The organism is Saccharopolyspora sp. NPDC003752 (assembly GCF_053605825.1).
Genome location: NZ_JBSGJZ010000008.1, coordinates 215,030 through 241,448, shown reverse-complemented (window position 1 = coordinate 241,448; position 26,419 = coordinate 215,030). Strand labels below are relative to the sequence as shown.

At 72.8% G+C, this 26,419-nt stretch carries 25 protein-coding genes and 2 pseudogenes; 9 read left to right on the top strand and 18 right to left on the bottom strand.

Going from position 1 to position 26,419, the window contains the following annotated elements; translation table 11 throughout:
• The first annotated feature begins 12 nt into the window (after positions 1 to 12).
• The 5 genes and pseudogenes from ACWEV3_RS13580 to ACWEV3_RS13560 all read left to right on the top strand — a co-directional run bounded on the left by ACWEV3_RS13580 (position 13) and on the right by ACWEV3_RS13560 (position 3,142).
• A complete protein-coding gene (locus ACWEV3_RS13580) occupies positions 13 to 813 on the top strand; it encodes an IclR family transcriptional regulator (protein WP_452614132.1) in 801 nt (266 codons plus the stop codon).
• A 63-nt stretch (positions 814 to 876) separates the two neighbouring features.
• Positions 877 to 969 (top strand): annotated as a pseudogene (locus ACWEV3_RS13575) ((Fe-S)-binding protein); the annotation flags it as partial.
• A gap of 10 nt (positions 970 to 979) precedes the next feature.
• Positions 980 to 1,543, top strand: a pseudogene (locus tag ACWEV3_RS13570) (LutC/YkgG family protein).
• Positions 1,544 to 1,624: 81 nt separating this feature from the next.
• Positions 1,625 to 2,803, top strand: a complete 1,179-nt coding sequence (locus ACWEV3_RS13565) for an acyl-CoA dehydrogenase (protein WP_452614131.1) — start codon at positions 1,625 to 1,627, stop codon at positions 2,801 to 2,803.
• A gap of 126 nt (positions 2,804 to 2,929) precedes the next feature.
• A complete protein-coding gene (locus ACWEV3_RS13560) occupies positions 2,930 to 3,142 on the top strand; it encodes a hypothetical protein (protein ID WP_452614130.1) in 213 nt (70 codons plus the stop codon).
• 53 nt (positions 3,143 to 3,195) lie between these two features.
• On the opposite strand, the gene ACWEV3_RS13555 is transcribed toward ACWEV3_RS13560, so the two are convergent.
• The 4 genes from ACWEV3_RS13555 to ACWEV3_RS13540 all read right to left on the bottom strand — a co-directional run bounded on the left by ACWEV3_RS13555 (position 3,196) and on the right by ACWEV3_RS13540 (position 6,477).
• Complete coding sequence (locus ACWEV3_RS13555) at positions 3,196 to 3,630, bottom strand: Lrp/AsnC family transcriptional regulator (protein ID WP_452614129.1); 435 nt, start codon at positions 3,628 to 3,630, stop codon at positions 3,196 to 3,198.
• Between the two features lie 97 nt (positions 3,631 to 3,727).
• Positions 3,728 to 4,291 (bottom strand): GNAT family N-acetyltransferase, encoded by a 564-nt coding sequence (locus ACWEV3_RS13550; protein WP_452614128.1) that lies wholly within the window; start codon positions 4,289 to 4,291, stop codon positions 3,728 to 3,730.
• Positions 4,281 to 5,759, bottom strand: a complete 1,479-nt coding sequence (locus ACWEV3_RS13545; protein WP_452614127.1) for an APC family permease — start codon at positions 5,757 to 5,759, stop codon at positions 4,281 to 4,283. The genes ACWEV3_RS13550 and ACWEV3_RS13545 overlap by 11 nt, the downstream gene beginning before the upstream one ends.
• Before the next feature lie 19 nt (positions 5,760 to 5,778).
• On the bottom strand, positions 5,779 to 6,477 hold the full coding sequence (locus tag ACWEV3_RS13540) for a GPP34 family phosphoprotein (RefSeq protein ID WP_358568608.1): 699 nt from the start codon (positions 6,475 to 6,477) through the stop codon (positions 5,779 to 5,781).
• Between the two features lie 269 nt (positions 6,478 to 6,746).
• On the opposite strand from ACWEV3_RS13540, the gene ACWEV3_RS13535 reads away from it, so the two are divergent.
• Positions 6,747 to 8,624, top strand: a complete 1,878-nt coding sequence (locus ACWEV3_RS13535; protein ID WP_452614126.1) for an ABC transporter ATP-binding protein — start codon at positions 6,747 to 6,749, stop codon at positions 8,622 to 8,624.
• A gap of 6 nt (positions 8,625 to 8,630) precedes the next feature.
• Here ACWEV3_RS13535 and ACWEV3_RS13530 read toward each other — a convergent pair whose 3' ends face one another.
• Together ACWEV3_RS13530 and ACWEV3_RS13525 are read right to left on the bottom strand one after the other, a co-directional pair.
• Entirely contained in the window at positions 8,631 to 9,122 is a 492-nt protein-coding gene (locus tag ACWEV3_RS13530) for a MarR family winged helix-turn-helix transcriptional regulator (protein ID WP_452614125.1), read from the bottom strand.
• A 91-nt stretch (positions 9,123 to 9,213) separates the two neighbouring features.
• Positions 9,214 to 10,203: a PHP domain-containing protein gene (locus ACWEV3_RS13525; RefSeq protein WP_452614124.1), complete on the bottom strand. Its 990-nt coding sequence runs from the start codon at positions 10,201 to 10,203 to the stop codon at positions 9,214 to 9,216.
• Between the two features lie 126 nt (positions 10,204 to 10,329).
• Here ACWEV3_RS13525 and ACWEV3_RS13520 point away from each other — a divergent pair, with 126 nt between their 5' ends.
• Positions 10,330 to 11,397, top strand: a complete 1,068-nt coding sequence (locus ACWEV3_RS13520) for a tartrate dehydrogenase (protein WP_452614123.1) — start codon at positions 10,330 to 10,332, stop codon at positions 11,395 to 11,397.
• A gap of 65 nt (positions 11,398 to 11,462) precedes the next feature.
• Here ACWEV3_RS13520 and ACWEV3_RS13515 read toward each other — a convergent pair whose 3' ends face one another.
• From ACWEV3_RS13515 to ACWEV3_RS13470, 10 genes are all read right to left on the bottom strand, one after another.
• The gene (locus ACWEV3_RS13515) at positions 11,463 to 12,809 is read right to left on the bottom strand and encodes an amidase (RefSeq protein WP_452614122.1); all 1,347 of its coding nucleotides are present in this window, start codon (positions 12,807 to 12,809) and stop codon (positions 11,463 to 11,465) included.
• An 84-nt stretch (positions 12,810 to 12,893) separates the two neighbouring features.
• Positions 12,894 to 14,507, bottom strand: coding sequence for a thiol reductant ABC exporter subunit CydC (gene cydC / locus ACWEV3_RS13510; RefSeq protein ID WP_452614182.1), 1,614 nt, complete (start codon positions 14,505 to 14,507; stop codon positions 12,894 to 12,896).
• 5 nt (positions 14,508 to 14,512) lie between these two features.
• Complete coding sequence (gene cydD, locus ACWEV3_RS13505; protein ID WP_452614121.1) at positions 14,513 to 16,114, bottom strand: thiol reductant ABC exporter subunit CydD; 1,602 nt, start codon at positions 16,112 to 16,114, stop codon at positions 14,513 to 14,515.
• Positions 16,111 to 16,887, bottom strand: a complete 777-nt coding sequence (locus ACWEV3_RS13500) for a cytochrome d ubiquinol oxidase subunit II (RefSeq protein ID WP_452614120.1) — start codon at positions 16,885 to 16,887, stop codon at positions 16,111 to 16,113. Before ACWEV3_RS13500 ends, cydD begins: the two co-directional genes overlap by 4 nt.
• 11 nt (positions 16,888 to 16,898) lie before the next feature.
• Positions 16,899 to 18,170, bottom strand: coding sequence for a cytochrome ubiquinol oxidase subunit I (locus tag ACWEV3_RS13495; protein WP_452614119.1), 1,272 nt, complete (start codon positions 18,168 to 18,170; stop codon positions 16,899 to 16,901).
• A gap of 109 nt (positions 18,171 to 18,279) precedes the next feature.
• Positions 18,280 to 18,945: a response regulator gene (locus ACWEV3_RS13490; RefSeq protein WP_452614118.1), complete on the bottom strand. Its 666-nt coding sequence runs from the start codon at positions 18,943 to 18,945 to the stop codon at positions 18,280 to 18,282.
• Positions 18,942 to 20,102, bottom strand: a complete 1,161-nt coding sequence (locus ACWEV3_RS13485) for a sensor histidine kinase (RefSeq protein WP_452614117.1) — start codon at positions 20,100 to 20,102, stop codon at positions 18,942 to 18,944. Before ACWEV3_RS13485 ends, ACWEV3_RS13490 begins: the two co-directional genes overlap by 4 nt.
• Positions 20,099 to 20,866 carry an ABC transporter permease gene (locus tag ACWEV3_RS13480; protein WP_452614116.1) on the bottom strand — a complete coding sequence of 256 codons (768 nt, stop codon included), beginning with the start codon at positions 20,864 to 20,866 and terminating at the stop codon, positions 20,099 to 20,101. The genes ACWEV3_RS13485 and ACWEV3_RS13480 overlap by 4 nt, the downstream gene beginning before the upstream one ends.
• A gap of 9 nt (positions 20,867 to 20,875) precedes the next feature.
• The gene (locus ACWEV3_RS13475; RefSeq protein WP_452614115.1) at positions 20,876 to 21,850 is read right to left on the bottom strand and encodes a S1C family serine protease; all 975 of its coding nucleotides are present in this window, start codon (positions 21,848 to 21,850) and stop codon (positions 20,876 to 20,878) included.
• A gap of 65 nt (positions 21,851 to 21,915) precedes the next feature.
• Positions 21,916 to 22,731: a TerC family protein gene (locus ACWEV3_RS13470; RefSeq protein WP_452614114.1), complete on the bottom strand. Its 816-nt coding sequence runs from the start codon at positions 22,729 to 22,731 to the stop codon at positions 21,916 to 21,918.
• A gap of 289 nt (positions 22,732 to 23,020) precedes the next feature.
• Between ACWEV3_RS13470 and ACWEV3_RS13465 the strand changes: the two genes are divergently transcribed.
• Positions 23,021 to 23,707, top strand: coding sequence for a GntR family transcriptional regulator (locus tag ACWEV3_RS13465; RefSeq protein WP_452614113.1), 687 nt, complete (start codon positions 23,021 to 23,023; stop codon positions 23,705 to 23,707).
• 6 nt (positions 23,708 to 23,713) lie between these two features.
• A complete protein-coding gene (locus tag ACWEV3_RS13460; protein ID WP_452614112.1) occupies positions 23,714 to 24,610 on the top strand; it encodes a phosphotransferase family protein in 897 nt (298 codons plus the stop codon).
• A gap of 16 nt (positions 24,611 to 24,626) precedes the next feature.
• Here the strand turns inward: ACWEV3_RS13460 and ACWEV3_RS13455 are convergent, their stop codons facing one another.
• Both ACWEV3_RS13455 and ACWEV3_RS13450 read right to left on the bottom strand, forming a co-directional pair.
• Positions 24,627 to 25,460, bottom strand: a complete 834-nt coding sequence (locus ACWEV3_RS13455; RefSeq protein WP_452614111.1) for a class I SAM-dependent methyltransferase — start codon at positions 25,458 to 25,460, stop codon at positions 24,627 to 24,629.
• Positions 25,457 to 26,374, bottom strand: a complete 918-nt coding sequence (locus ACWEV3_RS13450; protein ID WP_452614110.1) for an NAD(P)/FAD-dependent oxidoreductase — start codon at positions 26,372 to 26,374, stop codon at positions 25,457 to 25,459. Before ACWEV3_RS13450 ends, ACWEV3_RS13455 begins: the two co-directional genes overlap by 4 nt.
• Between the last annotated feature and the right edge of the window lie 45 nt (positions 26,375 to 26,419).

The following is a 26,419-nucleotide window of genomic DNA, read 5'->3' as shown; positions in this document are numbered from 1 at the left end:
AGGAGAAACGCCATGGAACCCGTGTCCGACACGAGCGGCGGTTACGTCCAGTCGCTGGCGCGCGGGCTCCTGGTGATCCGCGCGTTCAACGAGTCCAACCCGGAGATGACGCTGTCGGAGGTCGCCCGCGCGACCGACCTGTCGCGCGCGGCGGCCCGCCGGTTCCTGCACACCCTGGTGCACCTCGGTTACGTGTGGACCGACGGCCGGGTCTTCGCGCTCACCCCGCGCGTGCTGGAGCTGGGCTTCGCCTACCTGTCCAGCGTGTCGCTGCCGGAGATCGCCCAGCCGCACCTGGAGCGGCTGGTGGCCGACGTGCACGAGTCGGCGTCGGTGTCGGTGCTGGACGGCCCGGACATCGTCTACGTCGCCCGCGTCCCCACCTCGCGGATCATGACGGTGTCGATCAACATCGGCACCCGGTTCCCCGCCTACGCGACCTCGATGGGCCGGGTGCTGCTCGCCGACCTCGGGCCCGCCGACCTGGACGCCTACCTGTCCGAAGTGGACCTCGAGCCGCTGGGCCCGCACACGATCACGACCCCGGCGGCGTTCGAGGAGGAGCTGGCCCGCATCCGCGAGCAGGGCTGGGCGTTGGTGGACCAGGAGCTAGAAGCGGGCCTGCGCTCGATCGCGGCGCCGATCCGGGACCGGGCGAACAAGGTGGTGGCGGCGGTGAACATCTCCTCGCACGCCTCCCGCACCAGCCCGGAAGAAGCCCGCGAGAACCTCCTGCCGCCGCTGCAGGCGACGGCGGCCCGGATCAGCGCCGACCTCGCGGTCGCCCCGCAGTCCCGCGCGGTTTCGCGCTGACCCGATCTCGACCGAGGAGCCTGCCGACCACGAACCTGCGAGGTTGTGGGACACCGCCACCCGCTCGGGGTGACCGACGTCGGCGCGTACTTCCCGCACCGGGTGACCTACCACCCCACCTGCCACTCCACCCGGCTGCTGCGGGTCGGCGACCGAGCGGGTTCCGGTGTCGGGCATTCCGCGCGACTACCGCACCGAACGCCCGGCGGCGGATCTGGTGGGCCTGTTCCGCGAGCGGGTCGCGGACTACCGGGCGACGGTGGAGCGGGTCGAGCCGGCCGGGCTGCCCGCCGCGATCGTGGCCGCCGCGCGCGCCGCAGGTGCCCGCCGGGTACTCGCCCCAACTGGGGTACCACAATAGTGGTACGACGCGCTGAGCTCGGAATTCGGGCGAGTGGACGACGGATCGGACATCGACACGACGGGACTGGAGCGCATCGACGCCGTGATCACCACGGCCGTGGTGGGCATCGCCGAGACGGGCACCATCGTGCTCGATCACGGCCCCGGCCAGGGGCGCCGGGCGGTGACGCTGGTACCGGACGTGCACATCTGCGTCGTCGGGGAATCGCAGGTCGTGGACGACGTCCCGGCCGCGCTGCGCCGGCTGGACCCGACCCGGCCGATGACGTTCATCAGCGGCCCGTCCGCCACCAGCGACATCGAGCTCAACCGGGTCGAGGGCGTGCACGGCCCCCGGACCCTCCACGTCCTGGTCACCCCGGGCTGAGATCGCCTCCCGGACCGGCCGCACGACCGGGTGACGGTCGGTGCACACTGATCGTCGATCAGTGTGATTTGGAGGTCGACCATGGGGACCGGTGCGCGGGCGGATCTCGTCGAGCGGGCGGCGGCGCTTCGGCCGCTGCTGGAACAGCATCGGGCCGAAGGCGAACAGGAACGGCGGCTCGCCGGCGAGTCGATCGCCGCACTCGACGAGGCGGGCCTGTTCCGCGCGTGGGTGCCTCGCCGGTTCGGCGGCCTGGAAACCGACCTGCGCACCATCATGGACGCCACCGCCGAGGTCACCCGGGGCGATGCCGCCGCGGGCTGGCTGGTGCTGATCCTCGGCTGCGGCGACTGGCTGACCGGCCTCTTCCCCGACCAGGCGCAGGAAGAGGTGTTCGGCGCCGACCCGGACACCAAGGTGTGCCAGGTGCTCACGCCGAAGGCGTCCGCCGAGCGCGTCGACGGGGGCTGGCAGGTCAGCGGCAGCTGGGCGCCGGCCTCCGGCTGCCTGCACTCCGGCTGGGCCATGCTCGGCATGTCGTTGCCCGCGCACGGCGACGAGCCGGCGGACGCCGCGTTCGGGCTGGTCCCGATGAGCGAGCTGCGCGTCAAGGACACCTGGTTCACCCTCGGCATGCGCGGCACCGGCAGCAACCTGCTGATCGGCGAGAACGTGTTCGTCCCCGACCACCGGCTGCTGCGCCGGGGTCCGGCGACGCGGGGCGTGTTCACGCGCCGCCGCAACGATTCCCCGCGCTACCGCACCGCCGTGGTCCCGACGCTGGCGACGTTCCTGATCGCCCCGCTGCTGGGCATGGCCGAGGAGGCGCTGGAGCACGTGCTGTCGCAGGCCGGCCGCAAGGGCATCGCGTTCACCAGCTACCAGCGGCAGCGCGATTCGACCGCGTTCCAGCTGGCCGTGGCGGAGGCGTCGACGAAGATCGACGTCGCCCGGCTGATCGCGGACCGGTCGGCGGCGGTGGTCGACGGCCACGCGCTGTCCGGGACCCACCCGGGCTATCTGGAGCGCGCCCGGCTGCGGCAGCATTCCAGCCACGCGATCCAGCAGTGCCGCGAAGCCGTCGACGGGCTCGTCTCCGCCTACGGCGCGTCGGCGCTGTCCGAATCGGACCCGCTGCACGCGATCCTGCGCGACGTCCAGACCGCCGCCCGGCACGCGCTCGCCCACCCGGCAAGCAACGCGGAGCTGTTCGGCCGCGCGCTACTCGACGTCGAGCCCAACATCACCGAGATGATCTGACGGCTGCCCTCCGGCCACACGATCCAGTGACAGCAGGAACCTTGTTCCGGGCATCCTGGTCGAAGCGGTGTCGTCGCCGATGAGGCGCCGGTCACGGCATTGCTGGTCCGAAGAAGGGAGCTTCGCGTGGCAGAGATCCGGGTCCGGCTGCGCGGTGGGCCGGAGGACGGCCACGAGGTCGCCGTTTCCGCTGACGTGTCGGGCAAACCGGTACCGCGCATCACGTTCCCCGCGCGGGCCCGCAACTCCCAGGCCGTGCCGCCGCTGCTGATCTACGAGCGCGGCAGGAGGCGACCGGACGGAATCTGGGAATTCGACTACGTCGGCGCGGAGACCTGACGCGCGGCGGTCTCCGCGGGAATCGGCACTCCGGTTTCCGCCGAAATCGCCGACTACGCCAGCCGGACCCCCTCGCGGGGCAGCCAGTAGCGGGTCAGCACCCGGAGGACGACGGCCACCTCGACGGACTTGATGCCCTCCAGCGCGGCCAGGTCGCCGGTGAGCAGGCCCGCGAGGTCGTCCTCGTCGCGGAACGCCCCGTGGTTGATCATCGAGGCCGTTCCGGCCACTGTGGACACGAAGCGCGCCGTGGGGTGGCGGCCCAGTTCGGCGGCGATGCCGGTGATCGAGCGCAGCTCGGTGGTCAGCGAGATCACCGCCTCCAGCGGGTAGCCGAGCACCGCCGGTTCGATCTCGACGCGCGGGATCACGATGCCGCGCTCCAGCAGGGACTGGGCGATGCGGTAGGCGGTGGACTGGCTCAGGTCGAGGCGGCGCGCGATGTCGGCCGCACTGGCCCGGCCGTCCTCCTGCAGCGCCCGCGCCACCCGCCGCTCGTCCGCTGGCGGACATCGCGGCCCTGACCAAGCCGCTGCGCATGGTCGTCCAGGCGGGCGAGATCGTCCACCAGTCCTGATCAGGGCGTCAGCTCGCGGGGCGCCACATCGGGTAGAGGCTGGGGCCGCCGGGGAGGACGATCGGGTCGCCGTGGTCCTGGAAGCCCAGGCGCAGGTAGAGGTTCCGGCTCCGGGCGCTGCTGGCCTCCAGGTACGACGGCATCCCCTCCGCGTCCCACCGGCGGAGGGCGCCGCGGAGCTCCCGGCCACCGACGCCGGTGCACTGCACCGCCGGGTCGACGCCGATCAGGGCCAGGTACTCGTGGGGGTCGCGCGGGTGCCGTTCCGCGCTCAGGGCGCCGAACTCCCGGAACCGGTGCGCCCGGTCCCCGGCCAGGTCGAGCAGGCGCTGGGAGCCCGCGTCGTCGAGCATGCTCGGCGGCCCGGTGCGCGCCGCGAGCCAGACCTGCACCGCGAGGCCGTCCGCACCGCTGATCACCTGCCCGGCCGCGCCGGCCTGCGCGAGGACCATGACGAACCACTCGCGGTACACGTGGTGCCGGTGCTCCGGGTCCGGCAGCAGCCACCGGGCGAACGCGTCGTCGGCGAAGGCCCGCAACAGCGTGCGCACCCGAACGTCCTCAGTGGACATCCGCGGGCTCCGCGCCGGACTGGATGGTGGTGGCGCGGGCGCCCATCCCGATCCGCGCGTAGGCCTCCGGCCGGAACCGCTTCAGCGCCGCGCCCCAGCCCGCGCCGAGCGCCAGCACGACCACGAAGCCCAGCGGCAGCGCCCACGCGGCCGGATCGCCGTCGGGCACGCCGAGCACGGTGCCGAACGACGTCACCGTCAGGACCAGCACCACCGCGAGCACCGCGGCAGCCAGCGCCGGCGCGATCGCGGTCCGCCACCGGCCGTGCCCGTGGTCTCGTTCGCGGATGAAGTAGCCGACGACGGCGATCGAGGTCAGCAGCACCAGCGTCAGGACGCCGAGCGCCCCCACCGAGGCACCCCAGAAGAACAGGTAGGTGATCGGGTCCAACCCGGTGACCGCCACCAGCGCCACCACGACGGCCACGATCGCGGTGGTGCTCAGCGAGCCCGCCGCCGGGGCCGAGGTGCGGGAGCTGGTCGTCCCCCACCAGCGCAGGCCGATGCCTTCCCGGCCCAGCGCGAAGAAGTAGCGGGCGCAGACGTGGTGGAACGACAGCGTCGCGGCGAACAGGCTCGTCACGTACAGCGCCGAGCCGATGGTCACCAGCACGCCCGGCAGTCGCTGCCCGGCGAGCACGAAGAGCAGTTCCGTGGAATGGGTCTCGGCCTGCGAGACGATGGCGTCCGGCCCGGTGGCCACCGTCATCGCCCAGGTCGACAACGAGTAGAGACCGCCGATGACGACCAGCGAGATGTAGGTCGCGTAGATCACCGTGCGCGGGTTCTTCGCCTCCTCGGCGAGGACCGTGGAGTTCTCGAACCCGATGAATCCGGTGAAGGCGATCACCAGGATCACCCCGGCCGCGCTGGTCATCAGCTGGGCCGGGTTGAGGGTGTCCAGCACGACGCCCGCGTCCGACGGCGCGGACACGAACGCCGCGTCGTAGACCAGGATGATCGCCACCTCGGCGAGCAGCAGCACGCCCAGCACCCGCCCGTTGACGTCGATGCGCAGCACGCCGAGCACCGCGATCAGCGCCAGGCCGGCGGCCGAGAGCACCCACCACGACACCTCGACGCCGCTGATCTGCTGCACGAATGCGGCCGCGCCGACGCCGAAACCGCCGAGCAGGCTGGCCAGGATCATCAGGTAGGAGACGAGCGCGAGGCCGCCGGCCGCGGTGCCGGCCACCCGGCCGAGCCCCTTGGCCACGTAGGCGTAGAACGCGCCGGCGTTCTCCACGTGCTGCGACATCGTGACGTAGCCGATCGCGAACAGCCCGAGGATCAGCGCGATCGCCAGGTAGCCCAGCGGGATCCCGGTCACCCCGGACACCGCGAACCCGCTGACCGCACCGCCGCCGACCACCGTTTCCGGGGCCGCGGCGGCGACGGTGAAGAACACGATCGACGTCACGCCCAGCCGGGCGCGGGCCAGGGCTGCTGAGACTTTGGACGGTGGCAACGCTCGCTCCTCTGCGCTCTCAGTGCCTCGGGGTGATCGCGGACTGGCCGCGGGCGGCGCCCACCTCGCTGACCAGGGTCCGCAGCGGGCCCGGGATGCGCGGTTCCCAGGACTCCATCCGGTACTCGCCCTGCCTGGTGACGTGCTTGGCGAGCCGGATCTGGCGCAGCACGCCGGTTTCCCGCAGCAGCAGCGCCAGGGTGATCTCGGCGAGCCGGGCCGGGATGGTGATCATGCCGCTGCCGCTGGCCGTTTCGGCGCCGGTGAACAGCGTTTCCAGGTCCACCTCCGGGTTGCGCACGCTGTCGTCGGCGGGCCTCCAGGCCGCGGCCGACCCGCCGCGCCAGCCGCCGGACACCGGCACCTCCCGGAGCACGTCGGTGATGGTCAGCCGGGCGCGCACCTTCTCGGTGGCGGTCTGGCTCAGGTACTCCAGCCACGTCCGCACGTCGTGGCCGGTCTCCTCGCGGATCTCCCGCAGGATCGCCCAGGACAGGAAGTCCGGGCAGCGGCCCTTGCCGCTGGGCCGGACGCTGGGCGTCACCGAGACCTCTTCTTCCAGGATCAGCTCGGCCAGCAGCCCGCCGGCGCAGCCGAGCGCCACCAGCGAGCCGTCGATCCTGGGCGAAAGGCGCTGCTCCCCGGTGTGCGCGGCCAGGAAGAACCGGTCCGCCACGCGCAGCGGGATGCGCGCGGGCTCCTGCCCGGAAACCGTCAACGCCCACCCCCGACCGAAGTGCTGATCAACACGCGGTCGCTCCTGTCCTACGCAGCGGCCTACCAGTCAATCCCCCGAGTTCGGACCGTGTCCGAGCCAGCGCACAGAGTAACGTACGTGAAGCATTGTTCAAGATAGCCGTCCAGCACGACGCCGACCGACGCGCCCGCGCGGGAATCGACGCTCGTCCCGCGGCGTTGACTTCGACTTAACTTGAAGTTTCAGGATGGTGCTCGACCGCGTTGGACCGCTTGAAGAGGACTGCGAACATGACGGTGACATGGGAGACGATGCGCTCCTTCGCCAGTGACGAATCCGTGACCCGGCAACGCCTCTCGCCCGGGCTGGCCCGGCGCATCTTCCGCTACGCCCGGCCCTACACCCGGGACATCATGCCCTTCCTGGCGCTGGTGGCGTTCGCCGCGGTGCTCGGCATCGTCAACCCGCTGCTGTTCAAGGCGATCATCGACGACGGGATCGTGCCGCGGAACATGGGCGTGATCGTCTGGTTGGCGGTGGCCGTCGCCGGTGTCGCGCTCCTCGAGGCCGCGACGTCGCTGCTGCAGCGCTGGTACTCCGCGCGGCTCGGCGAGGGGCTGATCTACGACCTGCGTTCGGAGGTCTTCGACCACGTGCAGCGGATGCCGGTGGCGTTCTTCGTGCGGGCGCAGACCGGGGCGCTGGTCAGCCGGCTCAACAACGACGTCATCGGCGCGCAACGAGCCCTGACCAGCACGCTGTCGTCGGTGGTGTCCAACGTGCTGAGCCTGGTGCTGGTGCTGGCCACCATGTTCACCCTGTCCTGGCAGATCACCCTGATCGCGCTGGCGATGCTGCCGCTGTTCCTGCTGCCGGTGCGGTGGATCGGGCGGCGGCTGCAGCGGGTCACCCGGGAGCAGATGAAGGTGGACGCCGAGATGAGCTCGCTGATGACCGAGCGCTTCGGCGTCGCCGGGGCGATGCTGGCCAAGCTCTACGGCCGCGCCGACGAGGAGTCCGAGCGGTTCTCGCGGCGGGCGGCGCGGGTGCGCGACATGGGCGTGGTGTCGGCGATGTACAGCCGGGTGTTCTTCGTCGCGCTGACGCTGCTGGCGTCGCTGGCCACCGCGGTGGTCTACGGGCTCGGCGGCGGGCTGGTGCTCACCGGGGCCTTCGAACTGGGCACCCTGGTGGCGCTGGCAACGCTGCTCAGCCGCCTGTACGGGCCGCTGACCGCGCTGTCCAACGTGCACGTCGACGTGATGACCGCGCTGGTCAGCTTCGACCGCGTCTTCGAGGTGCTGGACCTGCGGCCGATGATCCAGGAGAAGCCGGACGCGAAGCCGCTGCCCGCCGGGGCGGCCGACGTCGAGTTCGACGCGGTGTCGTTCCGCTACCCGGCGTCCAGCGAGGTTTCGCTGGCGTCGCTGGAATCGGTGGCGCGGCAGGACAACGCGCCCGCGCACGACGTGCTGCACAACATCTCGTTCCGCGCCGCGCCGGGCCAGACGATCGCACTGGTCGGCCACTCCGGCGCGGGCAAGACGACCATCACCAACCTGGCCGGGCGGCTCTACGACGCGGATTCCGGGGCGGTGCGCATCGGCGGCGTGGACGTCCGCGACGCGACGCTGGCCTCGCTGTACTCGACGGTCGGCGTGGTCACCCAGGACTCGCATCTGTTCCACGACTCGATCCGCGCCAACCTCACCTTCGCCCGCCCCGACGCGACCGACGAGGAGCTGACCGAGGCCCTGCGGACGGCGCAGCTCGGGCACCTCGTCGCGTCGCTGCCGGACGGGCTCGACACGGTGGTCGGCGACCGCGGCTACCGGCTCTCCGGCGGCGAGAAGCAGCGGCTGGCGATCGCGCGGCTGCTGCTGAAGGCGCCGCCGATCGTCGTGCTGGACGAGGCGACCGCGCACCTGGACTCGGAATCCGAGGCGGCGGTGCAGCAGGCGCTGAAGACCGCGCTGTCCGGGCGAACGGCGCTGGTCATCGCACACCGGCTGGCCACGATCCGGGAAGCGGACCGGATCCTGGTGGTCTCCGGCGGGCGCATCGCGGAGGAGGGCACGCACGCCGAGCTGCTGGCCCGCGGCGGCCTGTACACCGAGCTCTACCGCACCCAGTTCGCCCAGCAGGACGACACCGACGAGGCGGCGTGAGGTTTTTCAGTCCCGCTGCGGCGGCGCGGTGGTGAGGTTCCCCTCGGGGTCCAGGTGCGCGAGCATGGCGGCGCAGAGCTCGTCGAGCTGGCGCACCTGGGCGTCGGAGAGGCCGTCGAACATCAAGTCGCGGACCTTCTCCACGTGGCCGGGGGCCGAGGCGACGAGCTTCTCGTAGCCGGCTTCGGTGAGCTCCGCGACGTTGCCTCGACCGTCGGAGCACGCGCGCTGCCGCCGCACCCAGCCCTGCTGCTCCAGGCGGGCGACCACGTGCGACACCCGGGACGGCGAGGCGTTGGACCGGGCCGCGAGCTCGCTCATCCGCAAAGCGCGGTCCGGGTGCTCGCTGAGCATCGCCAGCACCCAGTAGCCGAAGTGGGTCAGGCCGGCGTCCCGTTGCAGCTGGTTGTCCAGCGCGGCCGGGACCACGGTCATCAGGGCGGCGAACTTCCGCCAGGCGCACTGCTGGGTGTCGGTCAGCCATCGGGTTTCGGTCACCCGATCAGCATACCCGGGCAATATTTGAACATTCAAATACCATGCGCGATCAGCGACGGAGCGATCCGGCGATGGCCGTGGTGCGCCCAGCTCACCGCCGGGCCAGCAGGTCCTCGGCCGGGAGCGCGTTGATCACGCGGTCGGCGGGCACCTCGCACTCCTCGGCCCGCGCGCATCCGTAGGCCAGCCAGTCCAGCTGACCCGGGGCGTGCGCGTCGGAGTCGATGCTGAACGCGCAGCCGATGTCGCGGGCGAGCCGGATCAGCTCGCGCGGCGGGTCCAGCCGGTCCGGCCGGGAGTTGATCTCGACCGCGACGCCGTTGTCCCGGCACGCCTCGAACACCGCCACCGCGTCGAAAGTGGACTGCTGCCGCTTCCGGTCGCCGATCAGCCGCCCGGTGCAGTGGCCCAGCACGTCCACGTGCGGGTCGGCCACCGCCGCGCACATCCGCCGCGTCATGGCCGGCGCGGCCATCCGCAGGTCGGAGTGCACGCTGGCCACCACGACGTCCAGCTCGGCGAGCAGGTCCTCGTCCTGGTCCAGCTCGCCGGCCGACAGGATGTCGACCTCGATGCCGGTGAGGATGCGGAACGGCGCGAGGCGCTCGTTGAGCCCCGCGACCACCTCCAGCTGCTGGCGCAGCCGGTCGGCGGACAGGCCGCGGGCCACGGTCAGCCGGGGCGAGTGGTCGGTGAGCACCATCCACTCGTGCCCGAGCTCCCGGGCGGTGATGGCCATCTCGGCGATCGGGCTGCCGCCGTCGGACCAGTCGGAATGGGTGTGGCAGTCGCCGCGCAGCGCCGCGCGTAGCCGCTGCCCGTGCTCCGGAACGTCCACTTCGGACCGCAGGCGCGCCAGGTAGTCCGGGGTCTCGCCGCGGTGCGCGGCCTCGATGACGGCGGCGGTGGTCTTGCCGATGCCCTCCAGGGCGGTCAGCCGCCCGGACGCCACCCGCTGGTCCAGGTCCGGGAGGTCGTCCACGACCGCGGCGGCGCGCCGGAACGCCCGCACCCGGTAGGTCGGCGCGCCCTCGCGCTCCAGCCAGAACGCGATTTCGCGCAATGCCCGTGTCGCATCCACGTCGTCCTTCGTAGCCGTTGCCAGGCCGGAGCGCCACCGGCGATTCGCCCCGGGGTCTTGGCCGCGGGCGGGCCCGCGGCGTTAGATGGCGACCGGAACGGTTCTCCGAGAGGCGCGAGGTGCAGATTGCAGCAGTACGAAGTGGCGGTCCTGCCCGGTGACGGGATCGGCAACGAGGTCATGCCGGAAGCGTTGCGGGTGCTCGAGGTGATCGGCGCGAAGTACGGGGTGCGGTTCGACTTCCGGCACTTCGACTGGAGCTGCGAGACCTACCGCAGCACCGGCCGCATGATGCCCGCCGACGGGCTGGACCGGCTGCGCGACCACGACTCGATCCTGCTCGGCGCGGTCGGCTGGCCCGGCGTGCCCGACCACATCTCGCTGTGGGGGCTGCTGCTGCCGATCCGCCGCGAGTTCGACCAGTACGTCAACCTGCGCCCGGTGCGGCTGCTGCCGGGCGTGACGCCGCCGGTGCGCGACAAGGAGCCCGGCGACATCGATTTCTGGGTGGTCCGGGAGAACACCGAGGGCGAGTACTCGCAGCTCGGCGGGCGGCAGGGCGAGGGCACCCCGAACGAGATGGTGCTGCAGACCGCCGCGTTCACCAGGCGCGGCACCGACCGCATCATGCGCTACGCCTTCGAACTGGCCCGCAAGCTCGGCAAGCCGCACGTCACCTCGGCGACGAAGTCCAACGGCATCTACTACTCGATGCCGTACTGGGACGAGCGGTTCGCGGCCATCTCCGCCGAGTACCCGGACATCACCGTCGACCAGGACCACATCGACATCCTGTGCGCGCGGTTCGTGATGACGCCGGAGCGCTTCGACGTGGTGGTCGCCAGCAACCTCTTCGGCGACATCCTCTCCGACCTCGGGCCCGGTGTGACCGGCACGATCGGGGTCGCACCGTCGGGCAACATCAACCCGGAGCGCGACTACCCGTCGACGTTCGAACCGGTGCACGGCTCGGCGCCGGACATCGCGGGCCGGGGCATCGCCAACCCGATCGGCCAGATCTGGTCCGCGGCGATGATGCTGGACCACCTCGGCCTGCCGGAGGCCGGGGCCGACGTGGTCCGCGCGATCGAGCAGGTCCTGACCGACGCCTCGGCGCCGCGCACCCCGGATCTCGGCGGCAAGGCCACCACCGAGGACCTCGGCAAGGCCGTCGCGACCGCCGTGCAGGGCTGACCGGCCGGCGCCGGTTTCGCGAGAGATCGACGGTCAGCCGGTCCTCGCGAAACCGCGCCTGGCGGTCATCGTGCGGCGTCGGTGATCCGGGCCGCGACGGCCAGCAAGAGGTCTTCGCGCCCGGGCCGGCAGGCCAGCTGGACGCCGACCGGGAGGTCGCCGATGGTGCCGGCCGGGACCGACACCGCCGGGATGCCCGCCACGTTCCACGTCTTGGTCAGCGACACCAGCGCGCCGCGGACCGTCGCGGCGGCGCCGTCGATGTCGATCTCGCGCCGACCGATGGCGGGCGCGACCACGCAGGTCGTCGGCAGCGCCAGCAGGTCGACGTGGGTGAGCAGGCCGTCGATCTCGGCGCGCCACCGGTCGCGGGCCGCGACCGCCCGCACGTGCTGCCAGCCCGCGGTCTTCGCGGCTTCTTCCAGCCGTTCCAGGACGTCCGGCGTGAACAGCTGCGGGTTCTGCGCCACGCGTTCGGCGTGGATCGCGTACGCCTCGCTGTACTGGATGCCCGCGAAGGCCTTGTGCAGGACGGCCGGATCGCTCAGCTCGACGTCGCGCACCTCCAGGCCGTCGAGGTCCAGGGCGGCGCGGGCGGTCCGTGCGACGTCCGGATCGGTCGGGTGCAGCGTGCCCGGGTCGATCCAGCCGATGCTCGCGGTCTCCCCCGCTTCGCGGCTGACGGTGTTGCGCAGTCCAGCCAGCACCCGGTAGCCGGTCCGGCAGTCCTGCGGGGTCCTGGCCAGCACGCCGACGTGGTCCAGCGACTGCGACAGCGGGAACACGCCGCCGGTCGGGATCGCGTTGAACGCCGGTTTGAAACCCACCACCCCGCACATCGCCGCCGGGATTCGCACCGAGCCGCCGGTGTCGGTGCCCAGCGCCAGCGGCACCATCCCGGCCGCGACGGCGGCCCCGCTGCCGCCGCTGGACCCGCCCGTGACCCGGCTCGGGTCGTGCGGGTTGCGGGACGGCCCCTGGTGCGAGCTGTCACCGCTGGCCCCGAACGCGAACTCGTGCGTCGTGGTCTTGCCGACCAGCACCGCGCCGCCATCGCGCAGCCGCTGCACGCACTCGGCGTCCGATGTGGACACGTTCGCCGCGAAGTGCGCCGATCCCATGGTCGTGGGCAGGCCGGCGACGTCGATGATGTCCTTCACCGCCACCGGGATCCCGTGCAGCGGCCCCCGGTCGACGCCTTCGGCCAGCTCGGCGTCGGCCTTCTCGGCGGCCTTCAGCGCGCCGTCGTGGTCGACGGTCACGAAGGCGTTGAACTCGCCGTCGAGCTCTCCGATGGACGCCAAGGCGGCACGGGCCAGTTCGACCGCGGTCACCTCGCCGCCGCGCAGTGCTTCGGCGAGCCCGCCGATCGTGCGGTCGGCGAAGAAGCCCGCTGGGCGTTGCTGGGTCAACGCGGCTGCACCCCTCTTCCCGGCGTCCGGTGAACGATCATCCTGCGCCGCGGCGGCGATTCAGTCAACGTTTCAACCAAACGATCACCGGGTGCCGACGAGCAGCTCCGCCTCCCAGAGGTCGAGGTAGGGGCCGGGGACCGCCACCAGTTCGTCGTGCGGGCCGCGTTGCACGATCCGGCCGCGATCCAGGACGAGCACCTCGTCGAACTCCGGCAGGCAGGCCAGCCGGTGCGTGACGACGACGGTCGTGCGGCCGGATCGCGCGCGCAGGACACCGGCGAGCAGTTCGTCGGCCAGCCGGGTCTCCAGGGATTCGCCCGGTTCGTCCAGGAGCAGCACGGGCGGGTCGGCCAGCAGCGCCCGGGCCAGCAGCAGGCGCTGCCGCTGGCCGCCCGAGATGTCCTGACCGCTTTCGCCGACGAGCGTGTCGAACCCCGCAGGCAGGCTGCGGATCCAGCCGAGCAGTCCGGCCTGCGCCGAGGCGCGCGCCAGCTGCTCATCGGTGGCATCCGGCGCGGCCAGCCGCAGGTTCTCCCGGATGGTGGTGTCGAAGACGTGCGCGTCCTGGGTCACCGCACGGGTTTCCGGGCGCTCGACCCGGCCGGTCGACGGCTCGACCAGCCCGGCCATGACGCCGAGCGCGGTGCTCTTGCCCGCCCCGCTGGCGCCGACGATCGCGACCGTCCGGCCCGGCTCGATGACCAGGTCGATGCCGCTCAGCGCCGGAGCCGCGTAGTGCACCGACACGTCGTGGAGGGCGAGCCTTCCCGCGTTCGCCTGCGGATCCGGCTTCGGCGCGACGGTCACCAGCTCGGCGACCCGCCGCAACGCCGGACGGTGTTCGGCGTACTTGCGCGCGGCTTCGATGAGCGGCAGAACCGGCTCGGATGCCGCCAGCGCCAGGAATCCCACCACCGCGGCCGTGACCTGCTGACGGCCGTCGAGCAGCACGAGCCACGTCGCGCCCACCGCGGTCAGGCCCTGGACCGCGATCCCGGCCGCGGCCAGAAAGCCGGCCGCCCGGGCGGAAGCCCGCTCGCGGCGGGCGATCCGCGCCGTGTGCTCCCCGGCTCGGGTCGTCGCCCCGGCGGTGGCGTTGAACGCGGCCAATTCCCTTGCGCCGTCGACGAGATCCGCACTGGCCACCGCGAGCACCGCACGATCCTCCGCTGCCGCAGCCAGATTCCTGCCCGTCATCGGCAGCGCGAGCAGCGGCAACGCCACACCAGCCAGCAGCAGGCCCGCGACCAGCACCGACCCGGCCGCCGGGGCGACCGCGAGGCACACCAGCGCCGACGACGCGCCCACGACGAGCGCTATCGCCGCCGGTGACAGGCAGCGCAGCAGCAACTCCTGCACGCTGTCCACGTCGGCGATCAGTCGCGCCAGCGCGTCACCGTCACGCATCGGCGGTCGCCCGAGCCTCGACCGGAACACCTTCGGCCGAAGCTCGGCGACCACGCGCAGCGCGGCGTCGTGCCCGGCGAGCCGCTCCAGGTAGCGGAACGTGCCGCGCGCCAGCGCGCAGGCGCGGACGCCGACGATCGCCAGGCTCAGCGCGGATAGCGCGGGCTGCTCCGCGGCGCGGGTGATCAGCCAGGCCGCCAACGCCATCAGGCCCACGGCGCTGAGTTCGGCAGCCATTCCGCACGCCACCGCGGCGAGCAGCCGCGGCGCGCGGAAGAGGCGCAGCATCGCGATCACGCCGCCACCTCCGCCGGGGATTCGACGACGCCGCCGCGAATCCGGATGACCCGGTCGGCCGCCGCGAGCAGGGCGGGGCGGTGCGCGACCACGATGGCCGTGCGGCCGCTGAGCACCGTCGCCGCCGATGCCGCCAAGGCCGATTCGCTGTGCAGGTCCAGCCGCGCCGTGGGCTCGTCCAGCAGGACGATCGGCGCGTCCTTCAGGTAAGCGCGGGCGACGGCGATGCGTTGCCGCTGCCCCGCCGACAGGTCCGCCCCGCGCTCGCCCAGCCGGGACCGGTAGCCCTCCGGGCGCCGTTCGACGAACTCCGCGGCGTGCGCGGCGCGGGCAGCCGCGCGCACTTGCTCCATCGATGCCTCCGGTGCGCCGAGGCGGATGTTGTCGGCCACGGTCGCGGCGAACAGGTGCGGGTGCTGCGGCACCCATGCCACCCCGCGTCGCCACCGGTCGATGTCGAGTTCCCGCAGGTCGACGCCGTCGACGAGGATCCGCCCGCTCTCCGGCGCCACGAAGCCCAGCAGCAGGTGGAGCACCGTGGACTTGCCCGCGCCGCTGGGCCCGACCAGCGCGACCCGCTCGCCCGGGCGGACCACGAACGAAACCCGGTCCAGCACCGGGGTTTCCCGGCCGGGAAAGCGGACCGTCACCTCGTCGAACCTGATCTCGCCCGCCGTCGCGCGGCGTCGGCCGCCCGGCGCACCCGTTGGGCGGTCGAGGATTTCGAACGCCTCCTCGACCACGGCCATCCCCTCGGCCCCGGCGTGGAACCGGGTGCCCAGCGCGCGCAGCGGGATCAGCGCCTCCGGCGTCAGCAGCAGCACCAGCAGGGCGGTTTCGAGGTGGAGGCCGCCGGCGAGCAGGCGCAGGCCGATCGGCACCGCCACCAGCGCGATCGCCAGCGAGCACACGACTTCCAGCACGAAGCCGGACAGGAACGCCACCCGCAGCGAGCCCATCGTCGCCCGGCGGTGCTCGTCGGCCATCCGCCCGATCACCGCCGCCTGGTGCTCGGCCCGCCGGAAGACCCGCAGGGTCGTCAGCCCGGCCAGGACGTCCCGGAAGTGCCCGCCCAGCCGCCGGAGGTGCGCCCACTGGTGCCGGGTGACGTCGCGGGTGCGCAGCCCGATCACCGCGCCGAACAACGGGATCAGCGGCATGGTCGCGGCGACGATCAGCGCCGAGGACCAGTCCGCGAAGCCCAGCCGCACCAGCACCAGCGGTGGCACCGACACCGCCACCACCAACTGCGGGACCACGCCGGTGAGCAGCGGATCCACTGCGTCGAGCCCCCTGGTGACGAGCGTGGTGAACGATCCGCTCGACCGCTGCGAGCCCGAGCGGGCCAACAAATCGCGACGCACCGCCGCCTTCACGCCCGCCGCGGCGCGCTGGATCAGCGCGCCACCGGCCCACGCGGCGCAGGCCCGCAGCGCGACCGCGCCCGCCAGCCACGGCAGGTAGCCGGGGTCGAGCCGGGCGATGGCGCGGGCCAGCAGATCGGCTTGCGCGATGATCAGCGCGCCTTGCGCCAGAGCCAGGCACGCCAGGCCGATCAGGACGGGTCGGGGCAGCAGGCCCAGCAGTCGCTCGTTCACAGGTACGACGGCCTTTCCACCCGGCCCCGGAAGACCCACCACGCGTAGGCCTGCGCGGCGATCAACAGCGGCGTGATCACCAGCATCGCCGGGAGCAGCAGGCTCAGCGTGCCGGGATCAGCGGCGTTGTCCAGCAGCGGTAGCCGGATGCCCACCGCCAGGCACAGCACCACCATCGCCGCCGACGTCAGCGCGAACGCCCGCCGCTCGTCGCCGCGCCCGAACAACGCCCTCGCCCGCTGGTGCAATGGCCCGGACAGCCGAAGCGCGGCGAAGGCCAGCCCGTGCACCGCGAACACCGCCGCGATCGCGACCGCCGCCAGCACCGCGCCGGGCCCGGTGGCCGCGGCGTGGATCTGGCCCACCAGCAGGCCCGCGAACATCCAGCCCCAGCTGAGCGCGACCGCCCAGCTGCCGCCGGTGATCGTCGCGTCGCAGATCGCCCACCAGGCCCGGGCATCCGCCCGGCCGCGCAGCCACAGCCCCATGTCGCGCAGGATCCAGCCGCACAGCAGCAGCACCACCGCCGGGAACAGGCCGCTGAGCAGTTCTCCTTCCAGTTCGGGGAAATTGCCGACGAGGACGCCGGCGGTGGCCACCAGCCAGACCTCGTTGCCGAGGAAGAACGGGGCGATGGCGGCGATCACCAGGCGGCGTTGCGCCGCGTCCCGGCCCAGCACCGGCAGCAGCATGCCCACCCCGATGTCCGCACCGCCCAACAAGAAGTAACCGAGGGCGAAAACGCCCAGCGCCACGACGGCCAGCAGTTCCACGAGCGGTCTCCTCACAGCGACGCGGTGATCGGGGTCGGGCGGGTTCCGGCCTCCGGGCGGCCCAGGGCGACCTGGTCGGGCGCGCGACCGGCCTGGCGCAGCAGCAGCACCCAGTTCACCACCAGCAGGAGTCCGAAGAGGACGGTGAAGGCCACCAGCGATGCCCGCATCGCCGCCGGTGACACGTCGGAGACCGCGTCCCGGGTGAGCAGGACGCCGTTGATCACCCACGGCTGACGGCCCATCTCGCGGAACACCCAGCCGGCGAGCATCGCGACGTAGGGCAGCGGGATCGCCGCCACCAGCAGCAGGTGCCACAGCCGGAAGCGCCGGACCACCGGCCGGAACAGGGCCAGCAGCGCGCTCGGCAACAGCAGCAGGAACATGAACCCGAACGCCGCCATCATCGCCGAACCGCCGGCGCTCACCCACGCCTCCGGCGGCACGTAGTCACCGGCACCGAAGCGGGCGACCTGCTCCGCCTGCAGCCGGGCGATCTCCGCCTGCCGGCCGCCCCACACCGCGAGCTTCATCGGCTGGTAGTCACCGAGCACGTCGAACTGGATCCCGCCCGCGGTCGCGGTCGCGAACAACGCCGGAAGCGCGGTGAACACCCCGATCCGCAGCGACTTGGTGAACAGGTCCGCCTCCGAGTCGCGCCGGAACAGGCGGTAGGCGCTGATCCCGGCGACGAAGAAGCCCGCCGTGACGAGCGCTCCGCCCAGGATGTGCCAGAACGCCGCGATCGACGCCGGGTTCGTCAGCACCGCCCAGGAATCGGTCAGCCGCAGCTCGTCGCCGACCCGCTCGTAGCCCACCGGGTTCTGCAGGAATCCGTTGGAGACCATGATCCAGTAGGCCGAGGCGTACGCGGTGATCGTGACGCCCCAGATCAGCCCGAGGTGCACCCAGCGGTTCAGCCGGCCCCAGCCGAAGATCCACAGCCCGAGGAACGTCGACTCGACGAAGAACGCGACCAGCGTCTCCATCGCCAGCGACGCGCCGAAGACGTTGCCGGCCTGGTGCGTCAGCCCGCTCCAGGCCAGGCCGAACTGGAACTCCATCACCAGCCCGGTGACGATGCCGACGGCGTAGTTGATCACGTACAGCTGTCCCCAGAACCGGGTCATCCGCTGGTGCACCGGATTCCGGGACAGCGTGGCCCTGGTCTGGATGCACGCCACCAGCGTCGCCAGTCCGATGGTCAGGGCGACGAACAGGAAGTGGCCGCCTGCGGTCAGGGCGAACTGCAGGCGCGCCAGGTCGAGGGTCTCGGGATTCACGCCGACAACACTGGCGGCGAGGTGCACCCCGGGTCGTCAGTCCTGAGCGGACACTTCGGCTACCACCGCGGTTGCGCCCTAGGGGCGATCCCTTACACCTGGAGTTGCGCTACTCCAGCCAGCTCGGCGTGATCAACGCGGATTCGTAGGCGAAGACCACCAGCTGCGCCCGGTCTCGCGCGGCCAGCTTGCTCATGATCCGGCTCACGTGCGTCTTCGCCGTTGCCGGGCTGAGCACCAGCCGCGCGGCGATCTCGTCGTTGGACAGGCCGCGCGCCACCAGCGTCAGCACCTCGCGCTCCCGGTCGGTGAGCGAGTTCAGCCGAGGGTGCGGCGCCGGCCGGTCGGCGCGGTCGGCGAACTCCGCGATCAGCCGCCGGGTGATGGCCGGGGCGAGCAGCGCGTCGCCGCGGGCCACCACCCGCACCGCGTGGATCAGCTCGGTCGGCTCGGTGTCCTTGACCAGGAAACCGCTGGCCCCGGCGCGCAACGCGGCGTAGACGTAGTCGTCCAGGTCGAAGGTGGTCAGGATGATCACCTTCACGGCCGCCAGCTTCGGGTCGGCGGCGATCCGGCGGGTCGCCTCCAGCCCGTCCAGGTGCGGCATCCGGATGTCCATCAGCACCACGTCGGGCCGCAGCTCCGCGGCGCGGCGCACCGCCTCGGCGCCGTCGGGCGCCTCCGCCACGATCTCGATGTCGTCCTCGCTGCCCAGGATCGACCGGAAACCGGCGCGCACCAGCGTCTGGTCGTCGGCCAGCAGCACCCGGATCACGTGGCATTCCTCCAAGGCAGGCGAGCGTGCACCCGGAAACCGCCGGCCGGGCGCCGCCCGGCCGAGAATTCCCCGCCGAGCGCCTGCACGCGTTCTTCCATCCCCCGGATCCCGTTGCCCCGGTGGGTGTTCCGGTCCGCCGCGCCGGCTCCGTCGTCGTCGATCTCCACCCGCACATCATGATCGGAATACCGGATCCGCACGCAAGCCGTGCGCGCGTCGGCGTGTCGGGTCACGTTCGTCAGCGCCTCCTGCACGATCCGGTAGCCGGCGAGGTCGACCTCCGGCGGCAGCGGCCGGACCGGCCCGGCGAGTTCGGTGCGCACCGCCAGCCCGGTGACCCCGGCCTGCTCGACCAGTGGGTCGATCCGGGCCAGGCTCGGGGCGGGCGCGGTCGGTGCCGCCTCGTCGACCTGGCGCAGCACGCCGAGCGTGGCCCGCAGGTCGCGCAGCGCGTCCTTGCTGGCCTGCTTGATGGACACCAGCGCCGGTTCCGCCTGGCCCGGATCGGCGTCGAGGCGGTGCAGCGCGGCTCCGGCCTGCACGTTGATCAGCGAGATGTGATGGCCGAGCACGTCGTGCAGCTCCCGCGCGATCCGCAACCGCTCGTCGCTGGCGCGCCGGCGCGCTTCCTCGTCCTTCTCCCGCTCGGCGGCCAGCATCCGCTGCTCGGCCTCGCGCAGGTAGGCACGGCGGTTGTGGACCAGGCCACCGATCGCGACCGCCGCGACCAGCCACCCGGCCAGCAGGTACGCCGAAGTGTTGTCGAGGTGCCGCCGGCCGGAGCCCAGCTCGCCGTAGCCGACCAGGAGCATCGCCGCGACGGCGAGGACCGCCGCCACCGCGGTGCGCCCCTCGGCCGCCACCGTGAACAGCGCGACGGCGAACGCCAGCACCAGCGGCCCGTCGAAGGTGCTCAGCGGGTAGTAGGAACCGCACGCCACCAGCGTGACCAGCGCGACCGGCACCGGGAACCGGCGGCGGAGGAGCAGGGCGGCGCAGGCGGCGGCGATCAGCAGGCCGTCCAGCAGGTGGAAGTCGGCGAACGTGGTGGGGAACCGCAGCAGCCCGGAACCCACGACCATCGCCGCGACCACCAGCGCGAGCGCCGCATCGGCGGCCCGGCCGTGCAGGGGCCATCGCCGGTAGTCCGTCATACCCGGGAGAATAGGCGCGCTCCGGTGCGCGTCAGCAGGCCGCGGGCGACGATCTCCAGCACGACCAGGATCGCCACCGACTCCACCGCCAGCAGCGCCACCAGCACGTACAGCTGGATGATCCCGGCCTGGACAGGGCTCGCGCCGCCCAGCAGCATCCCCACGAACGCGCCCGGCAGCGTCACGGTGCCCACGGTGCGGGTCTGGTCCAGCGCGGGCACCAGGGCGCTGCCGGCCACCGGCCGAACGATCTCCAGCCGCGCCGCGCGATCCACGAGTCCCAGCGCCAGCGCGGCCTCCACCTCTCCGCGCCGCTGCTGCAGCTCGTCCAGCAGCCGCCGCCCGGCCAGCGCAGTCGCCACCAGCGCGCCGCCGATCAGCTGCCCCACCAGCGGGATCAGCACCAGCCCGGTCAGCGGGACCGCGCCGGTGACGACGAGCAGCAGCACCGCCGGGGCGACGCCGGCGGCGATCGGCAGCGCTGCCCACAGCCACGTGCGGTCGCCGGTGATCCGCCGCCCGGCGGTGTGCGCGGCGATCGCGAACATCAGCACGATGAACAGCGCCGCCAGGGCGGTCCACCGGACGATGTAGGCGATCAGCAGCGAGACGACGAGCAGCTGCACGGCGCCGCGCAGGCCGGCGAGCAGCACGTCGCGGTATCGCGCCAGCCCGCCCAGGCCGGCGACCGCCGCAGCGGTGACCAGCAGCAACGCGATGGCCACGCCGAGCGCCGGCGTGACCGGGATGGATCCGGAGAGCACTGCCCGACTCTATGCCGCCGGGCCCGCTCCGCCCGCCTGGCTCCGGCCGTCCTGGAGCTCCACTGGTTCGGTGATCACATCGACCAGCGCGCCGTTGCGGGTGACCGTGATCTGCAGCGGTCGGCCGATGGCCTCCGCGAACATCAGCCGCTGCAGGCCCTGCGCGTCGCGCACCGGGCTGCCGCCCGCGGTCAGCACCAGGTCGCCGCGGTGCAGTCCGGCCCGGGCCGCCGGGCTCTGCCGCACCACGTCGACCACCCGCAGCCCGGTGTTCTGCCCGGTGCGTTCGGCCAGGTCGTCCGGCAGCGGCGCCGGGATGGTCACCAGGCCGAGGAAGGCGCGGCGGACCCGGCCATCGCGGACCAGCGAGTCGACGATGCGCCGGGTGGTGGCGTTGATCGGGATCGCCAGGCCCAGGCCGACCCCGGCGACCGCGGTGCTCACGCCCACCACGACGCCCCGCGCGTCCGCCAGCGCGCCGCCGGAGTTGCCGGGGTTGAGGGCGGCGTCGGTCTGGATCACGTCCTCGATGATCCGGGCCGCGTTCCCGCTGCGCACGGGCAGCGACCGGCCCAGCCCGCTGACCACGCCGGCGGTGACCGATCCGGCCAGCCCGAGCGGATTGCCCACGGCGACGACGAGCTGCCCGACCACCAGCCGGTCGCTGTCGCCGAGCCGGACCGGCGGCGGCGTTTCCCCGGCCGCCCGGACCACGGCCAGGTCGGAGAGCGGATCCGTGCCGACGACGGTGAACGGGGCGCTGGTGCCGTCAGCGAAGCGCGCGGTGCCGCCGCCGGCCCGGCCGATGACGTGCGCGTTGGTCAGCATGAAGCCGTCGGCCGTGAACACCACCGCCGATCCGGCGGCCTCGCCCCATTCGCCGGACGAGTGCAGGCTCGCCACGCTGGGCGTGATCGCCGCCGCGACGGCGGCCACCGTCCGCGAGTAGACGTCCAATTCGTCGAACCGATCCTCCGAAGCCATCGCGGGCCTCCAACCGGAATCTCGTGGTTCTTCCGGAACGCCGGGCGGCCCGCGGGAATTCCGGGTCAGGGCGAGGGTGCGCGCGCCGCGGTGATCGCGCTCAGCGCTGCGACCACGGCGATCATCCCGAGCGTCAGCACCGTCACCTGCGCGTCCGGCCCGGTTCCGGTCACCCCGGCCAGCACCGACTTCACTCCGATGAACACCAGCACCACCGCGAGCCCTGCCGAGGCGTCCGGGATCCGGTCGACCAGGCCGGCGACCAGGCGGAACAGCCGGTGGAAGCCGAGCAGGGAGAACATGCCGGCGCAGAACGCCAGGTACGCCCCGCCGGTCACCGCCGCCGACACCGAGAACAGCGCGAGAACAACGGCCGCCAGCACCGCCGCGGCCGGTGCGGCCCCGGGCCTGCCCAGCACGGCCGGGAGCGTCGCCGCGTCATCGTGGCGGAAGACCGGCCACGCCGCCGCGAGCACGCAGGCGCCGAACAGCGCGGAGATCCAGGCGCTGGCGGAGGCACCCGGGATGCCGAACGCGATGAGCCCGCACCGGGCCAGCGCGGAAGCGGCCACCCCGAGGACCACGACTCGGTGCCGGTCCCGCGCCCCGCTGGTGATCAGCACGAACACCACCAGCGCGTCGACCGTCACCGCCAGCGAACTGCCCCACCCGGCGAAGAACGCCCCGGCGCTCCGGGCATCGCCGACGGCGAGCACCGCAGCGCCGAACAGCGCGGCGAGCAGGAGGTAGCCGCCGACGGCGAGTGCGTCGGCGCGCGGCGACGGTTCGGGCCGCGCACGCCAGCCCGAGGCCAGATCGCGGGCTATCAGCGCGAGCAGGATTCCCGCCGTCGCGAACCACAACAACGCAGGCACGTGCATGAGCGCCTCCGGCTGGGAGGATCGCTGGTCCCCCGCAGGCCGTTGTCCGGCCCAGCACCAGTGGTTCTAGTCCCGCCGCGCACGCCATGTCCAGCAGCACCAGGCCGTTCCATCCGTTCGGCCCAGCGCTCCATCCCTTGTGGACGATCACCTCCGGCGGGGCTTCGCCGCAGGTTCCGGAGCGACGCATACTGTATGCTAAAGCCATCGGGCAAAACACCCGCCGCCGCAAGCGCACCGATCGACCAGGACCGCCGGGCGGACCTGGCCCAGCCCCGGAGTTGACCGCATGTCGCTGACCTCGAAACTGCCGCAGGGCATCGCCGCGCGCCAGGTCGCGCGCCCGGTCCCGCTCCGGGAAACCGTCTACGAAGCCATCCTGGAACTCATCATCACCGGCGAGCTCAAGCCCGGCCAGCACCTGGTCGAGAAGGAACTCGCCGAGCTGCTCGGCGTTTCCCGGCAGCCGGTGCGCGAAGCGCTGCAATGGCTGAAGAAGGATGAATGGGTCGACCTGCGGCCGGGCTACGGCGCGTTCGTGCACAGCCCCACGCCGGACGAGGCCGACCAGCTGCTGAGCGTCCGCACGCTGTTGGAGGCCGAGTCCGCCCGGCTGGCGGCGCTGAACTCGACCAAGGAGGGCGTGGCCGGCCTCAAGCAGGTCTACAAGCGCGGCGTCCAGGCCCTCAAGGCCGACGACGTCGACGCGGTGGTCGCGGCCAACGCCGAACTGCACCACCTGATCACCGAGATGTCCGGCAACAAGATCCTCAAGGAGATCGCGGCCCAGGTGGCCCGCCGGGTCCGCTGGTACCACACGCCGGTGGCCAAGTCCCGGGGCAAGAAGTCCTGGGACGAGCACTCGGCCCTGATCGACGCGATCAGCAAGGGCGAGGCCGACCGGGCGGCCCGGCTGATGCGCGAGCACACCGAGCACACCCGCGAGACCTACCTGGCGCAGAACTCCGAGGGCTGAGTCGGCGTGACCGCTTCGACGAACTTGACCGCGCGGCAGGTGGCTTCGCTGGTCGCGGATGCGCTGGCGCTGCGCGGCCCGCTCGCGGTGCGCCCGATCGACGAGGGCGGGGAGCACCTGTCGTGGTCGGTGGGCGAACGGCACGTGGCGCGGTTCGCCGCGGACGCCGGATCGACGCGCCGGCAACGCCGCGAGCTCGCGGTCCGCGATCTGCTCCGCGACCGCATCGGCGTGGCGCTGCCCCGCTCGGCGGCCGCCGGCGAATGGGCACCCGGCCTGGCGTTCACAGTGGACGAACGCCTGCCCGGAACCTCCGCGGAGGCGCAGCCCGTGTCCGCGACGGGCGAACGGGACCTGGCGGTGATGCTGTCCGGGCTGCGGGCGGTGCCCATCGCCACCGCCGCCGGGCTGGGCGTCCCGACCGCTGCCGAGCGCGATGTCCCTGAGCTGGTGCGCGAAGCGGCGGCCGCCGCCGACCGGCTCGCGGCGCAGGACCGGCTGCGGGCGGAATGCGCCCTGGAGCGGCTGGCTCTGCCGACCGGCCCTCCGCGGGCGCAGGTCCTGCTGCACGCCGATCTGAAGGGTGAGCACCTGCTCGTCGACGAATCCGGCGCGATTTCCGGCGTGCTGGACTGGACGGACGCCGAAGCGGGCGATCCGGCAACGGATGTCGCCGGGTTCGTCATCTCGGTCGGCGCACCCGCCGCCGCCCGCGTCGCCGAGCGAGCGGGGTACGGCGAGGACGTCGTCGCCAGAGGACTCGTGCTCGCCCGTTGCGACACCGTCATCCGGCTCGACGACCGGCTCAACGGCGACGACGACAGCCCCGAACCGCTGCTGCGCGACCAGCTCGCCCGTGCCTGGCGTCCGACCCCGCTCGACGAGCGCTCCGGGTCGCGTTAGCCACCCGGAGCGCGCATCAGGATTCGGGCCTGCGGCCGTAGTGCACCGTCTTGGCGGTCAGCAGGAACAGGTCCTGCCGCCGGTCGATGCCCGCCGGATCGGCCGGGTCCAGCAACCTGTCCAACGTGGCCACGTCCTCGGGGTCCAGGACCTCGGCGAAAGCTCCGCGCTGGCGCTCCAGCAACCGGCGCACGAACCGTCGCGGCCCGTCGGCCAGGGGCGCCGGGCGGTCGACGAGGAAGGTCTTGCTGCGCGTGTCGGTCAGGCCCGCCGCGCGCAGCATGCCGGGCCAGTCCTCCAGCACCCGCACCGATCCGGGCCGCTCGGCCCGCATCTGGGCGAACCGGTCCGCCGTGACCGCGTCCAGCCGGGTCTGCAGGCCGGGACGCCCGAAGCCGAGGTCTCGCGGCAGCGAGCGCTCCGGCAGCCCGCCCTCGACGATGGCCAGCACGCCACCGGGCGTGAGCAGCCCGGCCAGCTGGTCCAGCGCGCCCTGCTGATCGCCGACGTGGTGCACGACCTGCCCCGACCACACCAGGTCAGCCGGTTCCAGGCCGTCCAGGCCCGCCGGGAACTCGGCCACCCGCGTGCGCACCTCGACGCCGGACCGCTCGGCCCGCCGCTCGGCGCGCGCCAGCAGTTCAGGCGTCCCGTCCACCGCCGTGACCTCGGCTTTCGGGAACGCCGCCGCCAGCAGGCAGGCCGCCACCCCCGGACCGCTGCCGATGTCCAGGATCCGTTGCGGCGCAAGGTGTTCCAGTTCACCGATGGCCTGCCGCACGTACGGGTCGTGCGTTTCGCCCTCCTGCTCCAGCAGGTCGGCCATCGCCGCCCAGTCGACGTCCTTCACCGCGCCACCTCCAGCAGATCCGCTTCCACCAGATCCCCGTTCACGGCGATCGCGGCCTTCCCGCCGGCCGCCGCCGCGTTCACCACCTGGGCACGCGGGTCCACCACGTTGCCGACGGCCCACACCCCCGGCACGCTGGTCAGCCCGCCCTGATCGACCCGCACCCAGCCGTCGTCGCCGCGCTCGCAGCCCAGCCCGGTCAGCAAGGCGTCGTTGGGCACGAACCGGGGCGGCACGAACAACACGGCCAGCGCCTCGACGGTCCCGTCCGCCAGCCGCACGCCGCGCAGCTCGTCGCCCACCACCTCCAGGCCGCCGACCGCGCCTTCGACGATCCGGACGCCGCGCGCGATCAGCTTCGCGCGGCTGTCGTCGTCCAGGGTCTCGGCGAAGAACACCACGTCGTCCGACCACTGCCGCACCAGCAGGGCCTGGTGCACGGCCCCCTGCTGCCAGCCGAGCACGCCGAACCGCTGGTCCCGGACCTCCCAGGCGTGGCAGTACGGGCAGTGCAGCACGTCCTGCCCCCAGCGTTCCCGCAGGCCGGGGACCTCCGGGAGCTCGTCGCGCAGTCCGGTGGCCACGATCAACCGGCGCGCCCGCACCACGCGATCGGCCAGCTCGACGTCGAACTCCCCGCCGTCGCGCCGCACCGCGCGCACCTCGCCGGCCTCGACGCGGCCGCCGTAGCTCTCGACCTCCGCTCGACCGGTGGCCAGCAGTTCCGCCGGCGGCGTGCCGTCCCGCGAGATGAATCCGTGCACCTGGTGCGCCGGCGCGTTGCGCGGCTCGCCCGAGTCGATCACGAGCACCCGGCGGCGGGCCCGCGCAAGCACGAGCGCGGCGTTCAACCCGGCGGCGCCACCGCCGATGACCAGTACGTCTACCGTTTCCGACCTCATGGCACCCACCATGCGCCCGGCCCGGCGAACTTGACAAACCTTGTTGCTGTTTCTGCA

Bases quoted from the DNA above. Each gene is read 5' to 3' on its own strand.
- ACWEV3_RS13580 (WP_452614132.1), top strand. From the start codon at position 13: ATGGAACCCGTGTCCGACACGAGCGGCGGTTACGTCCAGTCGCTGGCG.
- ACWEV3_RS13565 (WP_452614131.1), top strand. From the start codon at position 1,625: ATGGGGACCGGTGCGCGGGCGGATCTCGTCGAGCGGGCGGCGGCGCTT.
- ACWEV3_RS13550 (WP_452614128.1), bottom strand. From the start codon at position 4,291: ATGTCCACTGAGGACGTTCGGGTGCGCACGCTGTTGCGGGCCTTCGCC.
- ACWEV3_RS13535 (WP_452614126.1), top strand. From the start codon at position 6,747: ATGACGGTGACATGGGAGACGATGCGCTCCTTCGCCAGTGACGAATCC.
- cydC (WP_452614182.1), bottom strand. From the start codon at position 14,507: ATGCTGCGCCTCTTCCGCGCGCCGCGGCTGCTCGCCGCGGTGGCGTGC.
- ACWEV3_RS13485 (WP_452614117.1), bottom strand. From the start codon at position 20,102: ATGACGGACTACCGGCGATGGCCCCTGCACGGCCGGGCCGCCGATGCG.
- ACWEV3_RS13475 (WP_452614115.1), bottom strand. From the start codon at position 21,850: ATGGCTTCGGAGGATCGGTTCGACGAATTGGACGTCTACTCGCGGACG.
- ACWEV3_RS13470 (WP_452614114.1), bottom strand. From the start codon at position 22,731: ATGCACGTGCCTGCGTTGTTGTGGTTCGCGACGGCGGGAATCCTGCTC.
- ACWEV3_RS13465 (WP_452614113.1), top strand. From the start codon at position 23,021: ATGTCGCTGACCTCGAAACTGCCGCAGGGCATCGCCGCGCGCCAGGTC.
- ACWEV3_RS13450 (WP_452614110.1), bottom strand. From the start codon at position 26,374: ATGGTGGGTGCCATGAGGTCGGAAACGGTAGACGTACTGGTCATCGGC.